Here is a 15,169-nt window from a genome sequence, read left to right as displayed (position 1 = left end):
AGAATTTATTGGCTGCGATGGGCTCAGACCGGTCAACTCGCTGAAATGCCGTCCGTCGTGGTCTTTTCCGTCGTCCTTCTCGCCCGTAGCGCCGCTGCGATAAAATTGCGCGACAGGCCGTGGTAAAGCGGCTCGCGCGACAGCAAGCGCGACGTTACATAGCCGATCATCGATACGGCCATAACAGGGATCACGGCCTCATGGTCGCCGGTCATTTCAAGGATGATGACGAAGGCGGTCATTGGCGCCTGAACGACGCCTGCGAAGTAACCCGCCATGCCGAGGATCGCCGCAAGAGCGATGCTCGTGCCGAACAGCGATCCGATCGTGCTGCCGAAGCCGGCGCCGACGGCGAGCGACGGGGCGAAGATCCCACCGGGGATGCCGGAGATCATCGACAGAAAGCTGGCGAGCAGCTTTTCGATGAAGAACAGCGGCGGCGTCGCATGGCCTTCTACGGCTGCGCGCGCCAGTTCGTAGCTCGTTCCGAACGTGTTGCCTTGCGAGACGATGCCGATCACCGCCACGGCGAGACCGCAGAGGCCGGCAAGAATGAGCATGCGCTTCAGCGGGGCGGACTGCGCCCAGCGGCGGATCCGAATGCCGAAATGCAGCGCCAGTCCGCTAAAGGTTGCTCCAAGCGCGCCGCCACCGATCCCGCATACCGGCACCAGAAGCCAGTCATGGATGCCGGCTGGCGCGACGGATGTCGTCCCGAAATAATTATAGCTGCCGGAAAGCGCCAGTGCCGCAAGGCCCGAAATGATCACCGCCGTCAGCACGATGCCGTTGGTGCGCGCCTCGTATGCCCGGCCCATCTCCTCGATCGCGAAGACGATACCCGCGAGCGGAGTGTTGAAGGCTGCCGCGATGCCGGCGGCAGAGCCAGCCAGGATCAGCCCGCGTGCCTGCGCCATGCCTCCGAAGCGCGCCGCTGCCAGCATGAACGAAGCACCGACCTGGACCGTCGGGCCCTCGCGTCCAATCGAGGCGCCGCAGAAAAGACCGAGGATGGTCAAGGTAATCTTGCCAAAGGCAAGGCGTAGCGAGAGGAGCCGCGTGCGGTCGGCATCATCGTGTAAGTGGCGGGCCGCGATCGCCTGCGGGATCCCGCTTCCCTGCGAGTTCGGGAAAAGGGTGATTGCCAGCCAGGCGGATAAAACGAACCCGATGGGAGTGACGAGGAGCGGCAAAAGAAAGCTCCAGCCGGTGGACGTCGTCAAGCTTGCGAACAGCGCCTGCGCCATGTCGGCGAGCCTCGCAAAACCGACGCTGGTCACGCCGATCGCCAGCGCTCCGATCCAGAACACCAGCCGTGGCTTCCACAGATTGAATGATCCCCAGACCACGCGGGAACGGCGCATGAGTTTGGACTTACGATAAAACTTCTGCATATCGGCCGCCGATTTGAGACTGCGCGTTTATCGGCTTCACCAGGACGGGATGCAAGGTTTGGTTGGACCATATTCAGCACTTGGGGAAAAATCCTGTTCTGGTCGCGTCTTGCGCTACGCGCCGACCGGGACGGCGGTCAATGCGTAGCTGTTATAGCGGGATCGCGACGTTGTTCCCCAAGAGTGAAGCGAAATCGTCGGCTGCTACGCTCAGCACATGATCGCGAATGGCTGCTGCGCTCGCTTCGGCCGTCTTTGAGGTCACATCCAAATTCAGGGTGAATCGATGTTGGGGATCGAAGACCTGGGCTCGCCTGCTCCTTTCCCTGGAGGCTTGTGCGTCAATCGACTTCAACCGCTCGCGACGCGCTGGCGTGGTAATGCGGCGCGCCAGTTCCTCCTCATCGCAAAGCAATCGCACCGGCACCAGCAGCGCCTCGCATTGCCTGGCAGCGTCAGCAATCTGCTGAAATGTGCGGATACTGCGCTCGTCGCCCTCTATTCCGGCGTGCGTGAAGATGAAATTCACCGAGGGCGGGCCATAGGCGACGATGGCATCGAGGACGGCCTGCCGAACTCTGCCAGTATATTCCCATATGCCGCTCGGAAGGGGTGCCGTCCCATCGTCATCGATCAGGCGCAGTATCGGATTGTTGAACCAATGATTGTCGATAATCTTCGCAGCGAAATGCGGACTCAATTCTCTCGCAATCGTCAGCTTACCGACACCAGGAAAGCCCATGAGCAGGACGAATAATTTCATCGCAGTTTAACCTCCGCTAACCTCTCAAACCTCGCAATCATTGCAGTCGGCGATTCAAGGTGGTGTCTGGCCTCATCCCTGGATCGGCGCTGCCAAGTAATATCCAGGCACGCGGTTTCGAAAAGCCCTCCCCTTTCGGTGATTGTTTCAAAAGTTGCATCAGCGCTGTTCAGACACCTTTGCTGGACCTCTCGTCTTGAGCGCAGCGCCAAAAGAATAACCTATTGATTTCGTTTGATCGGTGTTCTTTGCGGAAGCGATATTGGGCATCACTTCCGTTACCTCCGCGCGCGTTGTTCAGAGGCCATTACCAGCTATCTCCCCGCTGGTATAATTTCGCTCGGCATGGCAACCATCGGCAACGCAGCTCTGTCATCGAACGCTAAGACAAGCTGCATTCTCTCACATCGATACTCATGACCCCTATGGAAAAACAACCGCCAGCAAACGAAGCATCAAGTATCTTCCGCAAGGTGAGCGGGCGCTTCTTTCGGTCCGTTCCTATCGAGCGCCTCGATCGCGTGCTCGATCTTCCGGATGAGACGAGCGCGGGCCGTTATCACCGGCTCGGTCAGCCTGCCCTCTATATGAGTGCTTCGGCCGAATGGGCGATCATGGCGATTTCGGGTTATATGCGCGAAGACGGGCGGCGGCGTGTGGTGGTGCCGCTCGCGGTCAACAACGCCTTCGTGCTCGATCAGCATGATGAGCAGGCGTGTGAACAGCTCGGTATCGACCGGGAGGCCTCCAATCTCTCCTGGCGCTCGGCACTGGCTGTCGGCAAGGAGCCGCCGTCATGGCGCACGGCCGATCTCGCCAGGGCGGCGGGCGCCGATGGCATCATCGACCGATCGAGACTGATCCCCGGCGGCCGGCATCTCAATCTGTTTCGCTGGAATGCGCTCGGCGGTCCGTCCGTCGAGGTGAACGGCGATCCGGTCGAGATTACCTTGTCGCAGGGCGGCCCGAAGTGGGGTCTGTAACCAAAGCGCTCTCGGGGCCGGCGCGTTCAAGTTTCGCTCGGCTTGTCATCATCCGCGGCCGCCGCTGACGAAACCAATCCGCGCCGGGCACGCACCACGCCGTCGGGCGGCTCCACCCACTCATGCCTGGATTGTTCGTAGACGGAAAGCAGGGGCGGCGGAAAGGTCGGGTCCGCGAAGGCGCCGACCGCGATGCCGCAGAGCTCCGCGCTGAAATCACCTTCCCAATACAGCGACGTCCCGCAATTCGGGCAGAAGCGGAACCGGACCTTGCGCCCTTCGGCGGCGTCGCGCTCGAAGACCTTCCAGTCTCCCTCGAGCGTCACCTCGGATTTCGCGAAGATCGCGCCGCTGCTCGCCACGGCGCCGGTTCGGCGCTGGCAGTCCCGGCAATGGCACAGGCTCACCGTAAGCGGATCGCCTGAGGTCTTCGCGCGGAGTGATCCGCAATGGCATTGCGCTAACCTGTCCATCTGTCACCTCGGTTCTTTCGCTGCTGATCGATCAATGAGAAATGCTGGGGATTCGCGCAAGGTCCCCAATGGGGCTTGCTCTGAGGCACCCCGCAGGGGCCTCGAAGGGCGAGGCGGGCACCTCGGTTCGATCTTCGAGGCTGCGGCCTTGAGCCTGCTCGGGATGAGTGAGGGAAATGCCGCGTCCAAGGGATGAGGAGGATTCGACGGGAGAGCTGCCATCCGCGCCGCGGCATGGGAGGGGCAGAAGCCCGGCGCGGGAGAGAGAGGCGCCGGGCTTCGATAGTGACCGACAGCATGGGAGGAGGAAAGCTGTCCATCGGGCCGAAGCAGCTAAAGAGGGGTGCAGCGCTTCGGCTCATCACGAGGTAGTGCCGCAATGCGGCAAATTCAAGCCGGGTGGTTGCGTCGATTTCGTACAGTTGCGAACAAGTGCGGCGCGGCTTGCGATCGCTTCGTCCTGGCTTGAAGACAGCGTTGTCCGCGGACAACGGGGGAATATTGGACGCCTATTGAACGAGGTGATTTGGTTCGGCCTCCGAACTGCCGATTTCAATCCGCGCCGCTCCCGCGTTTTCGAGCACCTGTAGAATTTCCCAAAAAGCATCGGGCGGGGCCGTGCCGAAGTCGATACTGAGGAGGCCTAGCTGAAGCAGCATCGAGTGGATCATTTTGGACACGTCCCCGTTGGGATCATGCCGTTCATCCTCCGGATCGAACCAGGATCGAAACCATTTGGCGAGATCATCATAAGGCGGCTGATCGACGTCATGCCGGATCAATACGTCGTCCCACCGCAGGTGCTTCATGAGGAGAAGTGAGTTGCCAAATGTGGCCCTGAGGGCATCGAAAATTAAGATGTACTTGGGGGCGAATTCCACGATCGGCGATGGGCTGCCGCCCCTGATGAAATCCACGCAATAAAGCCGATCGAACAACGCGCACTTTTCACTGAGGCGTAGCTTTAGCTCGGGCACCCCTTGGGGACAGATCGCCACCTGTGTTTGGACGAAACAGCGAAATTCTGCGACGTAGTGATCACGCATGCGAGAGGCGAGAGCGGCCGGGTCCATGTCGTGAAATTGCCGGGATGGCGGGTTCTTGGCAAGGGGGTTCTCCTGAGGCGAGGGTTCGGTATTGGCATGCGCCAGTATGATCCTGCAGACTCCGGCAAAGGTCGCTCGGCCAAGCTGTTGTCCGCGGACAACGAATGATTTGGCGGCCCCTTGATGGTCCGACGATGATGTTCCGTGAAGGGGCGCCGACGTTTCCGCGGACCCCTTCGCTCCAGCGGGAGAAGGGGAAGCAAGTGTGCGACCAGCGATCTACCCACGTTTTGGTTTGGCCATTGCTGGCCATGGTCGCTGCCACCGGCGCTGGAGGGGAGGCATACCTTGAGGAAGAAGCGTCTGCAGGTTAATGTCTGACTCGGGAACCTATCCAAACCTGCTGCCGGGTTGAAGGGTACGTAGGGTCTTTTCGACGGCCATGTTCACCAAGGTCGAAGTGTAATCGGCAGACTTCGGCCAGAACATCGGATCGTCATATGCTGAACCCATCCTTCAGGTTCTCGCCTTCGAATATCGCCACGCTGAAAAAAGCTCTGCGCAGCCAGTATCCTCACATCAAGTCATCGCATCTGGATGAGGCGATCGCCGCGTCATTCGGTTTCAACTCCTATGCGGCCATGCGTCCTACGCTGCATCAGCTCGGCGCCCATGCCCGATTGGTGGTTGTTGCCGATCATATGTTGCTGCTGCCTATCGCGGCATTGCCCGAGAGCGATTGAACCGCCTCGTCTGGAACGTCAAATTTCCTGATGATCAGTATGCCAATGATGTCGAGCAGATTGTTCAGGCGCGCAGAAGGCCGACGGCCGCTAATACGGAATAGCCCACGCGCGAGCTGCCAAACTTGCGGAGAAATTATCGCTGCGACCGATGGCATCGACTGTCGGGCCGTGATCGGTGCGCTATGGCCCCCGCTCGCGTCGTCCGCAACGAACTCGTCGTGATCCGAGTGCATGGGGATGCGATCGTGTGCGTCCGGCCGGTATCAATCTTTGCCGTGGATAACGAGCGCGGTTATTGCGGGCCTCGGGTGCCGGCGTTATTGATGAGGCCGGGTGTCACTTCGTCGGGCTGTATTTTGTAGGTATTAGGCTAGGAATGGCGGACGGAATTCAGGCCAAATCGTGCTTTCCAAGCGGCGAAATGCTCCGATTTTCGGCCTTGGCTCCCACAAAATCGCCGCATCGGCCACAGCACCAGAATGACCCTCACGCCGGAGTAACGAAACCAAACCCCGGTTTCGCTTCCGTAGCCTGAAACTAATCTAACAAAATCAGATGTTTATAATCTTCAAAATTGCGCGGGATTCTCATCTGCGACGCTGATGGCGGCAGCGAAGTCCCCTCCCCCGCCGGGATTCTCTGCGGGAAAGCAACGGCTTGCATCCTTTAGCGGCGCGCAGCGTTATCCCCGAAGCAAATCGGAGGATAGGGTAATGGCAGAGGTGCTCCGCCTCAAGAGGTTCTCCGTCGCGGTTGGAATTGTGGCCGCGGCGATCGGTGCGTTTGTCCTGGTGCAGGCAAGGCAGCGGGGTTCCTTCGCCACCGTCGTTGCCGGCAAGGCGGGCGACGAACATGGGCGCAGCGCGGCCACGCCCGAGGCCATTCCGCTCGCCGGCCTGCGCGACGTGTTCTGGCGCGCCTTCCATGAAATCCTCGACGACCGGGTGACGCTGATTGCGGCGGGCGTGACCTTTTATCTGCTGCTGGCGCTGTTTCCCGCACTCGCGGCCTTGGTTTCGCTTTACGGGCTGGTGGCTGATCCGGTGACGATATCAGAACATCTGCGCGAGCTTGCCATCCTTCTGCCGCCCGGGGCCTTTGATCTTCTTGCCGATCAGATCAAGGCGCTCGTCGAAAAGCGCGAAAGCACCCTCGGCATCACCTTCTTCGTCGGTCTCGCGATCGCGCTCTGGAGCACCCATAGCGGCACGCTGGCGATCTTCGACGCGATGAACGTCGCCTATGAGGAGAGGGAGAAGCGCAGCCTCGTCAGGCTGAACCTGATCGGCCTCTGCTTTACCCTGTGCGCGATGGTTTTCGCCGTCGTCATGGTGGCGCTCGTCGGCGTGCTGCCCGTCATGCTCTCCTATCTCTGGCTCGACCAGTTCAAGGAGAACATGGCGCTTTTCCTGCGGTGGCCGCTGCTTCTCTTCGTCGTCGCGGTGGCTGTGACCCTGGTCTATCGTTTCGGGCCGAGCCGCGCGCCTGCAAGGGTCCGCTGGATGACGTGGGGCGCGGGGCTGACCACATTCGCCTGGGCCGTCATGTCGGTCGGCTTCTCCTTCTACCTCGATCATTTCGCCAATTACAACGCGACCTACGGCACGCTCGGCGCGCTGATCGGCTTCCTCGTCTGGATCTGGCTCTCCGTCGTCATTCTCATCGTCGGCGCCGAACTCAATGCCGAGCTGGAGCATCAGACGGCGAAGGACACGACGACCGGGCCTCCGCTGCCGATGGGCGCGCGCGGCGCCTATGTCGCCGACACATTGGGCGAGACGGTGAGCTGATAATTAAGCTGATCGTTAAGGAGCCTTATCGATGGCCGCTCGCCCGATGCGGTTTTGATGTAGTTTGTGCTTCGGCACGTCGACAGAGGAGACGATCATGACCGCCCCGCATCCTTCCAAAACCCATATCGGCAATCATGCACTGCATCCCGAAACGCAGATGCTGAACTACGGCTACGATCCCGAGCTCTCGGAGGGCGCGGTCAAGCCGCCGGTGTTCCTCACCTCCACCTTCGTCTTCAACTCCGCCGAGGATGGCCGCGATTTCTTCGATTACGTCTCGGGCCGGCGTGAGCCGCCGGCGGGCAAGGGTGCCGGCCTCGTCTATTCGCGCTTCAATCATCCGAATAGCGAGATCGTCGAGGACAGGCTCGCCGTCTATGAGCGGACGGAAAGCGGCGCGCTGTTTTCATCCGGCATGGCGGCGATTGCCACCACGCTGCTTGCCTTCGTCCGTCCCGGCGATGCGGTCCTGCATTCGCAGCCGCTTTACGGCGGCACCGAAACCCTGCTGGCAAAGACCTTCCTCAATCTCGGCGTCGCGGCCGTCGGCTTTGCCGATGGCGTCAGCGAAGCATCGGTGCAGAAGGCGGCCGATGAGGCGATGGGCAAGGGCCGCGTCTCCGTCATCCTGATCGAAACACCAGCCAACCCGACCAACAGTCTCGTCGACGTCGCGATGATCCGGCGTGTCGCCGATGCGATCGGCGCACGGCAGGGGCATACGCCGATCGTCGTCTGCGACAACACGTTGCTCGGGCCGGTCTTCCAGCGGCCGATCGAGCACGGCGCCGATATCTCGCTCTATTCGCTGACCAAATATGTCGGCGGCCATTCCGATCTCATCGCCGGCGCGGTTCTCGGCCGCAAGGCCGTCGTCAAGCAGGTCAAGGCGCTGCGCGGCGCGATCGGCACGCAGCTCGATCCGCATTCCTGCTGGATGCTCGGCCGGTCACTCGAAACGCTGCAGTTGCGCATGGAGCGGGCCAACAGCAATGCGCGGGCGGTGGCCGATTTCCTGCGCGAGCACCCGAAGGTCGAGAAGGTTCACTATCTCCCGTACCACGATCCGGATTCGCCGCTGGGGCGCACCTTCACCGCGCAATGCACCGGCGCCGGTTCGACCTTCTCCTTCGATATCCGCGGTGGCCAGCCGGCCTCCTTCAAATTCCTGAATGCGCTGCAGGTCTTCAAGCTTGCCGTCAGCCTCGGCGGCACGGAGTCGCTGGCAAGCCATCCGGCCACGATGACCCATTCCGGCGTGCCCGCCGATGTGCGTGAGCGTATTGGCGTTCTGGAATCGACGATCCGGCTGTCGATCGGCATCGAGCATCCGGATGATCTGGTGGCGGATCTGGAACTGGCGCTGCAGGCCGCGTGACAAGGCGGGGGAAAACGATGCCCGGCGGTGCCGGGCATCGGGGGCAGCTTACTTGTCGTCGGTCGTCAGTTCCGTCTCGCCCGTGTTCACCACGAAGACCGCGAGCAGTTTCGCCGGCTTGGTCTTGCTGCCGTTGGCGCTGACGCTGTGGTGATCGCCGGGGAATTCGGGAAAGCTTTCACCGGCCTTGTAAATCTTCACCGGGCCGTCGTTCACCTGGCTTTTGATCGAGCCCTCCAGAACGGTGGCATAGATGAAGGCCGATTTCGGGTGGGTGTGGCCTGGCGATGTGCCGCCGGGCTTATATTCGACGAGCACGGCCTTGATGCTCTTGCCGGGAACGTTGGGAAGCTCGTGATCGTAGACGAGGGTTACCTTCGCCTTGTCGCCCGCGGCATGCGCGGCGGCGGTGCCGGCAACAAGGGCAACGGCGAATGCCGCTGCCGAGATCATTTTTCCTAACATGTCTGGTCTCCTTGGATTGATGGGAACGGTTGCAGCGAGGGCCGCGAAAGCGGCCCCGGCGATCAGGCGCTCATCTTCTGGGGCGGATGCTGGCGCAGCCAGTCATCGAAGCGGATGCGGCCGAGCCGGGCCTTCGGCCCTGCCACGAGTGAATTGTCCTCGAGCTCGACGCCGAAATAGCGGGCATGCGGATCGGCCATGATCTGACGCGGATCGTTCGTCGCCTTGAAGAGGCGCGTCACGATGTCGGTGAGGCGGACTTTCTCCGGTCCGCCGATTTCGATCGTGCCGTTGACGGGTGCGGCCAGCGCCACCTCGGCCATGACATCGGCGACGTCGTCCGAGGCGATCGGCTGCACGTAAGCCGGCGACAGATGCACCATCTGGCCGACCGCGCCCGCCTGGGCGATGCCCGCCATGAACTCATGAAACTGCGTGGAATGCACGATGGTGTAGGGAATGCCGGAACCCTTGATCAGGTCCTCCTGGGCCTTCTTGGCGCGCATGTAGCCGCTGTCCTGCAGCCGCTCCATGCCGACGATCGAGAGCGCGATGTGATGCTTCACGCCGGCGGCTTTCTCGGCGGCGAGAAGGTTGCGCCCCGAGGTCTGGAAGAATTCGAGAACCGCCTTGTCCTCGAAGGAAGGCGAGTTGGCGAGGTCGATCACCACCTGCGCGCCGGCGAGCGCTTCGGGGAGCCCCTTGCCGGTGATGGTGTCGACGCCCGAATTCGGCGAGGCCGGCAGGACGTCGTGCCCCTTGCTGCGCAATCTTTCCACGGTCTTCGAGCCGATGAGCCCGGTGCCGCCGATAACGACGATCTTCATGGGTAGTCTCCTTCTCCTTGCGAGGAATATCCTCTGTTGACTTGCCTTTGCTGAACGAAGGCGAGCAGGACCTGCTCGAAGTGCCGAAACCGCGTGAAGCGGTTCCATCGGCCGGAACCGATCGCCAAGAGAATGCGCCCGATCGCGGCTCTGAACCATTCTCCCTCAGTCGCTGTCGCCCTATGCCAAGGTGTAGGAGGGCTCGCCCTGCGGTCGAAACGTCTTGCGGAAACGGAGGAGGATCTGCGTCGTCAAAGCGTCGCGAGGGACGGAGGCGGTGCGGCATATCCTCTTCTCCCCAGCGGGGGTTCGAAGGACGGGCTGAGACCAGTGGCTCAACCCAGGCAAAGGTGCCGGCAGGCGGATGAGGGGCGGCACGACCATCCCTTCCGCTTAAGCTACACGGCTACGCCGCCGGCGGCGGTGCTGTCGATGAAAGAGAGAGCCTTTTGCCATGCCGCGGCTCATGACCAGCACCAGGCAGGCGCCGTCATTCAGCGGGCAGGCATTGCCTGCCGTCACCGAGCCGTCGGCCAGGAAGACGGGCCGGAGCTTTGCCAGCGCCTCGATCGACGTGGCAGGGCGCGGTCGCACGCCGCCGGCGTCAGTGCGTCCGGTCTGTTTCCCAGTTCGCCGGCCCCCGAAATTCGATGCCGTAGCGTTCCGCCAGTTGCAGGAGCCGATCCATGTCTTCCGGCAGCCGCGCGCCTGCGCGGCCGCCTCGATGAAGAATTCCTCCATGCCGCCCGGCGTCAGGACGGTAAGGTTGCGTCCGGGAGACGTGCCGATTACACGAAAAGTGTGCGGCACGCCGCGCGGCAGGAAGATCGAGCTGCCCGGACCGACCGGGACAAGCTTGCCATCGCACCAGAACTCGTAGGCGCCTTCGATCACATGGATCACTTCGTCCTCGTTGTGATGAATGTGGATCGGTGGCCCGCCACCTGCGGGCACCTTGCTTTCGAAAACGCCGAGGATGCCCCCGCTTTCAAACCTGCCGATATTGATGGAGTAGGTCGTTTGCATCCAGGTTACTGTCCGCACGGTTCTCGCCGCAACGCTCATGCCGATTTCCTTCCGGGGTCATTTGGAATAGAGTTCCAGCCTGCTCTCCATCACTATCGCCGACCGCGGCCGCACGGAAATCGAATGATCGTATAGGGGATATTGACCGCGTGAATTTCTCCGCCCTCGACCTGAACCTGTTGCGCGTCTTCGACGCCATGATGGCAGAGCTTTCGACGGTGCGGGCAGGCGAGCGGGTCGGCTTGTCCCAGCCGGCCGTGAGTTCGGCGCTCGGCAGATTGCGCGCCTTGCTTGATGACGAATTGTTCGTGAGAGAAGGCAACCAGATGATGCCGACGGCGCGCGCCCTCGAATTGCGCCATCCGATCAGGCAGGCGCTGGCCGGCATGGAAGAGGCATTGGCGGCGACCGCTGTTTTCGATCCCGCCACCTCGACCCGTTCCTTCATGCTGATCGGATCGGATTACTTCTCGACATTGCTGATGCCGCCGCTGGCTGCGCGTGTGGCCGAAGCTGCGCCTTCCGTCACCTTGCAGATGATCGATCATGCCTCGTCGGAAGTCTTCGAGATGCTGCGCGACGGCCGAGCGGATATCGTCGTCGACCGATCGCTCGAAGCGCCGGAATGGGTTGCGAGCCGCAAGGTGCTCCAATCATGGTTGGTCTGCATCGCAAAGCAGGGGCATCCTCTTTTTGCCAGCCGCGGACTTCGTCCGGGAGACGCCATACCGGCAGATCTGTTCTGCGCCGTCCCTCACGTCCTGCGCTCCGCCGATGGGAGCCGGACCGGAACGATCGATCCCGCCCTCGCCCGCCTTGGCCTTGCGCGGCGCGTCATGGTCACGGTACCCCATTTCCAGGCAGTTGCTCTCGCCGTTGAATCGAGCGAAATGCTGGGAAGCATTCCGGTTCATTTTGCTCGCACCCTGATCGGCCGGCTAAAGCTCGACGTGTTCATGCCGCCGATGGAATCGCCGAAAATGGATGTGACCATGTACTGGCTTCGCCGTTTCGACAGCGATCCGGGAAGTGCATGGCTGCGAAGTGAAATCGCGCACGCGCTTTCCGCGCCCGAGACGCCTTCATTCCAGTCATCGGTCGATCGATCCGAGAATTGATCCCCTGGCGCAAGCATGAAGAACGTCTCTTCACGAAAGCCCGACAGCCTCGAACAGTGCGGTCAGCCCGATGCCGCCGCCGATGCCGATCGTGGCGAGGCCGGTTGCGGCAGGCGACCAGCGGTCTCCGCGAACCAGCTGGCTATATAGCCGGCTAACGAGAATTGCGCCGGAGGCGCCGAAGGGGTGGCCGAGCGCAATGGCGCCGCCCTCCTTGTTGACCGCGTCGGCGGCGATGCCGAGTTGATCCAGCGATGCCAGAACCTGGGACGCGAAAGCCTCGTTGAATTCGATGGCGTCAACGCCGGAAAGTGAGAGGCCGGGCTGGCGCTGCAGGAGCTTTCTGGTCGAGGCGACCGGGCCGATGCCGAGCAGGTTGGGGTCGACGCCGGCGGCGGCGCTGTCGATGAAGGCGAGGCCTTTCTCGATGCCGAGGCCTTTCGCCATGCCGCGGCTCATGACGAGCACCAGGCAGGCGCCGTCATTCAGAGGGCAGGCATTGCCCGCCGTCACCGAACCGTCTGCCTGGAAGACGGGCTTCAGGTTTGCCAGCGCCTCGATCGAGGTCGTCTGGCGTGGGCATTCGTCCCGTTCCACCAGTCCGTGAGCCGTGGAGATCTCGACGATCTCCGGCCGGAGCAGGCCGGCTTCAGCCGCCTTGACAGCGAGCCCGTGGCTGCGCAGGGCGAATTCATCCTGCCTTTGGCGCGAGATGCCGAACTCCCGCGCGACGTTTTCGGCGGCGACGCCCATCTCGGGATCGCCGATCGCCTCGGGCGAAAAGCGCGCCCGACCGTAAAAGCGTGGCACGGCGCCATTGGCTTTCGGTTTTTCGACACGCCATGGCGCGGTGCTGACGCTCTCGACGCCGCCGGCGAGAAAACACGAGCCGGCTTTCGCCTGGATCAGCCGGGCGGCCAGGATGATCGCTTCCAGCCCGGAGCCGCATTGCCGGTCGATCGCAACGCCGGGAACGGCCATGGGCAGCCCCGCGTTGAGGGCGGCCAGCCGGCCGATATTGCCGCCGCCTCCCGCGGCATTGCCGACAAGGACATCGTCGATGGCGTCGGGCGCAATTCCCGTTTCGACGACGATCCGGCGGATGATCGGGGCAAGCAGATCTTCGGCCGTAATGGTCGCAAACGAGCCGAAGGCTCGGCCGATCGGCGTGCGGTAAGCGGCGACCACCACCGGTTGCCAATCCTCGTCAGGCTGATAGGCGTAGGACAAGACCGTCTCCCGAATTGACCGATGCTTCCACCTGTCCGCGCGCGATCTTGCCGCTGCTCGTCATCGGCCAGGCGCCGATATGGTGGAATTCCCTGGGGATCTTGAACCTTGCAAGCTTGCCGGCGCAATGGTCGGCGAGATTTTTCGCATCCGTCGCCTCGCCGGAGACGACGGCGACGATCCGCTGGCCGTAATAGGCATCCGGCAACCCGAAGACGACGGCATCCTCAACGCCGGGGCAGGTTTTCAGCGCGCTCTCGACCTCGGCGGGATAGACGTTGTTGCCGCCCGTGATCATCATGCCGCCCGACCGGCCGATGACCCGCAGCATGCCGTTCGCATCGATCTCGCCGAGATCGCCGACCGTCGCCCCCGCCGGGGTGACCCGGAACGCCTGGCCGTCGTCGCCCCAGAGATAGCCGTCGGCAATCAGGTCGCTGTTGACGAAAATGGTGCCCGGCACATCGGTGCCGACGTCGTTTTGCTCGGGGTCGCGGATGGAGATTTCGACGCCGGGATAGGCTTGTCCGACCCGGTCGATCGGAAAATCGGTCTCGCCGCCGACAAGTGTCGAGACCGTCATGAAGCCGATTTCGGATGCGCCGTAATATTCCCGGATGCGCGCCTTCGGGAAAAGGCGGCGCATGGATTCGACCTCATTGAGGTTCAGTTTCGCGCCTGCCGTCAGCACGTCGCGCAGCGAAGTCAGCGCGGGTTCGCCCGTCGATGCTCGAGCAATGCCCGCTATATGGGTGGGCACGGCGACCAGCCGTTCGATCTGCATGGAGGAGAGAATGCGGGCGACCGCGCCGGGCTCCCATTTCCCCACAGAATGGAAAGTCGCCCCGGTATCGAGTGCTTCGACCAGTGCGTAAAGCGCCAACCCATGCGCGAGCGCTCCCGGGCACAGGGTTGACGGCGCGTCCTGGAGTTCGAAGACAAGACGCCCCCGGTCGAGGCTCCTGCGCCACTGCTCGCGGGAACGATAATAGGCCTTCGGCTCGGCTGTTGTGCCCGAGGTGAAGCCGATCAGGAAGATCCCCTCGGCATCGGCAGGCAAGCTGGCTTCCGGCGAAGGAAGGTCGAAGGGCTCGGCTCCGGCGACGATGACAGGGATGCCGAGCCTGCGGCCGATTTCGCCGCTCGGGCTCGCACCGTCGTCGACGACAAGCACGTCGGGTGCCAGGCGCTCGACGATGCGCTCGATCCTTTCGGCCGGCATCATCGGATCGATGACTGCCGCGGCATGCGGCGAGGCGGTGGCGGCGATGAAATATTCGGCAAAGCCGATGTGATTGCCGAGGCTGAGGCCCACAAGTTTTTCGACGCCGGGCAAATCGAGTGAGCGCCGGTTCGAGCGCGGAAGCGCTTGGAGAAAGCGACAGATCGCGCTTGAGCGGGCGTAAAGTTCGCCATAGCTGAGCGACCGGCCGTCGATCACGACCGCCGGCTTTTCCGGTCTCTCGGTGGCGTGTCGAAGAAGCTCGTTATGGATCGGCATGGCTCAGTCCTGCGACAAGGCGGCTCTCGTCGCCTCGGGGATCGGCGTCGGGCGGCTGTCGGAGAGGCCGACGCAGACCCAGACGAGGCCGCCCGATGCGCAGTGGGCGCCATCGCGCTGGCGATAGAGCTCGATCGTAAAGGAGAGGCTCGAACGTCCGATCTTCTCGACCTTGACCTTCGCCTCGACGATATCGTCGACATCGATCGGGCTGTGAAAGGTGATCTCCGCCTTCTTGACGTGATAGGCAACGCCGGACGTGGTGTGACGGAAGTGGCTGAGAATGTCGCGGTGGCGCAGGAACTCGACGACCGCATCCTCGCAATAGTCGAGATAGACCGAATTGTGGACATGGCCATAGATGTCGATGTCTCGCATCGAGACCCGGAACGATGCTAAAGGCCTGTCGTCAACGCTCATTCGATC

At 62.3% G+C, this 15,169-nt stretch carries 14 protein-coding genes and 2 pseudogenes; 5 read left to right on the top strand and 11 right to left on the bottom strand.

Annotated features, from left to right (window positions below; translation table 11 throughout):
• Window positions 1–32: 32 nt before the first annotated feature.
• Both NE852_RS28300 and NE852_RS28295 read right to left on the bottom strand, forming a co-directional pair.
• The gene (locus tag NE852_RS28300) at window positions 33–1,394 is read right to left on the bottom strand and encodes a chloride channel protein (RefSeq protein ID WP_008532726.1); all 1,362 of its coding nucleotides are present in this window, start codon (window positions 1,392–1,394) and stop codon (window positions 33–35) included.
• Window positions 1,395–1,545: 151 nt separating this feature from the next.
• Window positions 1,546–2,157 (bottom strand): AAA family ATPase, encoded by a 612-nt coding sequence (locus tag NE852_RS28295; RefSeq protein WP_008532727.1) that lies wholly within the window; start codon window positions 2,155–2,157, stop codon window positions 1,546–1,548.
• 425 nt (window positions 2,158–2,582) lie between these two features.
• Between NE852_RS28295 and NE852_RS28290 the strand changes: the two genes are divergently transcribed.
• A complete protein-coding gene (locus tag NE852_RS28290) occupies window positions 2,583–3,140 on the top strand; it encodes an RES family NAD+ phosphorylase (protein WP_008532728.1) in 558 nt (185 codons plus the stop codon).
• A gap of 26 nt (window positions 3,141–3,166) precedes the next feature.
• On the opposite strand, the gene NE852_RS28285 is transcribed toward NE852_RS28290, so the two are convergent.
• Together NE852_RS28285 and NE852_RS28280 are read right to left on the bottom strand one after the other, a co-directional pair.
• On the bottom strand, window positions 3,167–3,613 hold the full coding sequence (locus tag NE852_RS28285; RefSeq protein WP_258157107.1) for a GFA family protein: 447 nt from the start codon (window positions 3,611–3,613) through the stop codon (window positions 3,167–3,169).
• Between the two features lie 509 nt (window positions 3,614–4,122).
• Complete coding sequence (locus tag NE852_RS28280) at window positions 4,123–4,686, bottom strand: hypothetical protein (protein WP_258157106.1); 564 nt, start codon at window positions 4,684–4,686, stop codon at window positions 4,123–4,125.
• Between the two features lie 473 nt (window positions 4,687–5,159).
• On the opposite strand from NE852_RS28280, the gene NE852_RS28275 reads away from it, so the two are divergent.
• From NE852_RS28275 to NE852_RS28265, 3 genes are all read left to right on the top strand, one after another.
• On the top strand, window positions 5,160–5,402 hold the full coding sequence (locus NE852_RS28275) for a hypothetical protein (RefSeq protein ID WP_008532732.1): 243 nt from the start codon (window positions 5,160–5,162) through the stop codon (window positions 5,400–5,402).
• Between the two features lie 716 nt (window positions 5,403–6,118).
• The gene (locus NE852_RS28270) at window positions 6,119–7,195 is read left to right on the top strand and encodes a YihY/virulence factor BrkB family protein (protein ID WP_258157105.1); all 1,077 of its coding nucleotides are present in this window, start codon (window positions 6,119–6,121) and stop codon (window positions 7,193–7,195) included.
• 97 nt (window positions 7,196–7,292) lie between these two features.
• A complete protein-coding gene (locus tag NE852_RS28265; protein ID WP_008532738.1) occupies window positions 7,293–8,576 on the top strand; it encodes a cystathionine gamma-synthase family protein in 1,284 nt (427 codons plus the stop codon).
• A gap of 48 nt (window positions 8,577–8,624) precedes the next feature.
• Here NE852_RS28265 and NE852_RS28260 read toward each other — a convergent pair whose 3' ends face one another.
• The 4 genes and pseudogenes from NE852_RS28260 to NE852_RS28245 form a co-directional block, all read right to left on the bottom strand.
• Entirely contained in the window at window positions 8,625–9,041 is a 417-nt protein-coding gene (locus NE852_RS28260) for a cupin domain-containing protein (RefSeq protein ID WP_128623616.1), read from the bottom strand.
• Between the two features lie 62 nt (window positions 9,042–9,103).
• Window positions 9,104–9,868, bottom strand: a complete 765-nt coding sequence (locus tag NE852_RS28255) for an SDR family oxidoreductase (RefSeq protein ID WP_008532740.1) — start codon at window positions 9,866–9,868, stop codon at window positions 9,104–9,106.
• Between the two features lie 413 nt (window positions 9,869–10,281).
• Window positions 10,282–10,456 (bottom strand): annotated as a pseudogene (locus NE852_RS28250) (acetyl-CoA C-acyltransferase); the annotation flags it as partial.
• 228 nt (window positions 10,457–10,684) lie between these two features.
• Window positions 10,685–10,894 (bottom strand): annotated as a pseudogene (locus NE852_RS28245) (cupin domain-containing protein); the annotation flags it as partial.
• A 149-nt stretch (window positions 10,895–11,043) separates the two neighbouring features.
• Between NE852_RS28245 and NE852_RS28240 the strand changes: the two are divergent.
• Entirely contained in the window at window positions 11,044–12,012 is a 969-nt protein-coding gene (locus NE852_RS28240) for a LysR family transcriptional regulator (protein ID WP_008532746.1), read from the top strand.
• A gap of 30 nt (window positions 12,013–12,042) precedes the next feature.
• Here NE852_RS28240 and NE852_RS28235 read toward each other — a convergent pair whose 3' ends face one another.
• Genes NE852_RS28235 through NE852_RS28225 form a run of 3 tightly spaced genes read right to left on the bottom strand, consistent with a single transcriptional unit; the run spans window position 12,043 to window position 15,163 of the window.
• A complete protein-coding gene (locus NE852_RS28235; RefSeq protein WP_008532747.1) occupies window positions 12,043–13,242 on the bottom strand; it encodes a thiolase family protein in 1,200 nt (399 codons plus the stop codon).
• On the bottom strand, window positions 13,220–14,743 hold the full coding sequence (locus NE852_RS28230) for a class I adenylate-forming enzyme family protein (RefSeq protein WP_008532748.1): 1,524 nt from the start codon (window positions 14,741–14,743) through the stop codon (window positions 13,220–13,222). The genes NE852_RS28235 and NE852_RS28230 overlap by 23 nt, the downstream gene beginning before the upstream one ends.
• Window positions 14,744–14,746: 3 nt before the next feature.
• On the bottom strand, window positions 14,747–15,163 hold the full coding sequence (locus NE852_RS28225) for a thioesterase family protein (protein ID WP_008532749.1): 417 nt from the start codon (window positions 15,161–15,163) through the stop codon (window positions 14,747–14,749).
• Window positions 15,164–15,169: the final 6 nt, after the last annotated feature.

Origin of the sequence: Rhizobium sp. Pop5, assembly GCF_024721175.1 — a bacterium.
Classification (GTDB): domain Bacteria; phylum Pseudomonadota; class Alphaproteobacteria; order Rhizobiales; family Rhizobiaceae; genus Rhizobium.
The sequence above is the reverse complement of the archived record's forward strand: the minus strand, read 5'-3'. Positions and strand labels throughout refer to the sequence as shown.

Excerpts from the sequence above, each read along its gene's own strand:
- NE852_RS28300 (WP_008532726.1), bottom strand. The coding sequence starts at position 1,394 with ATGCAGAAGTTTTATCGTAAGTCCAAACTCATGCGCCGTTCCCGCGTG.
- NE852_RS28295 (WP_008532727.1), bottom strand. The coding sequence starts at position 2,157 with ATGAAATTATTCGTCCTGCTCATGGGCTTTCCTGGTGTCGGTAAGCTG.
- NE852_RS28290 (WP_008532728.1), top strand. The coding sequence starts at position 2,583 with ATGGAAAAACAACCGCCAGCAAACGAAGCATCAAGTATCTTCCGCAAG.
- NE852_RS28285 (WP_258157107.1), bottom strand. The coding sequence starts at position 3,613 with ATGGACAGGTTAGCGCAATGCCATTGCGGATCACTCCGCGCGAAGACC.
- NE852_RS28280 (WP_258157106.1), bottom strand. The coding sequence starts at position 4,686 with ATGGACCCGGCCGCTCTCGCCTCTCGCATGCGTGATCACTACGTCGCA.
- NE852_RS28275 (WP_008532732.1), top strand. The coding sequence starts at position 5,160 with ATGCTGAACCCATCCTTCAGGTTCTCGCCTTCGAATATCGCCACGCTG.
- NE852_RS28270 (WP_258157105.1), top strand. The coding sequence starts at position 6,119 with ATGGCAGAGGTGCTCCGCCTCAAGAGGTTCTCCGTCGCGGTTGGAATT.
- NE852_RS28265 (WP_008532738.1), top strand. The coding sequence starts at position 7,293 with ATGACCGCCCCGCATCCTTCCAAAACCCATATCGGCAATCATGCACTG.
- NE852_RS28260 (WP_128623616.1), bottom strand. The coding sequence starts at position 9,041 with ATGTTAGGAAAAATGATCTCGGCAGCGGCATTCGCCGTTGCCCTTGTT.
- NE852_RS28255 (WP_008532740.1), bottom strand. The coding sequence starts at position 9,868 with ATGAAGATCGTCGTTATCGGCGGCACCGGGCTCATCGGCTCGAAGACC.
- NE852_RS28230 (WP_008532748.1), bottom strand. The coding sequence starts at position 14,743 with ATGCCGATCCATAACGAGCTTCTTCGACACGCCACCGAGAGACCGGAA.
- NE852_RS28225 (WP_008532749.1), bottom strand. The coding sequence starts at position 15,163 with ATGAGCGTTGACGACAGGCCTTTAGCATCGTTCCGGGTCTCGATGCGA.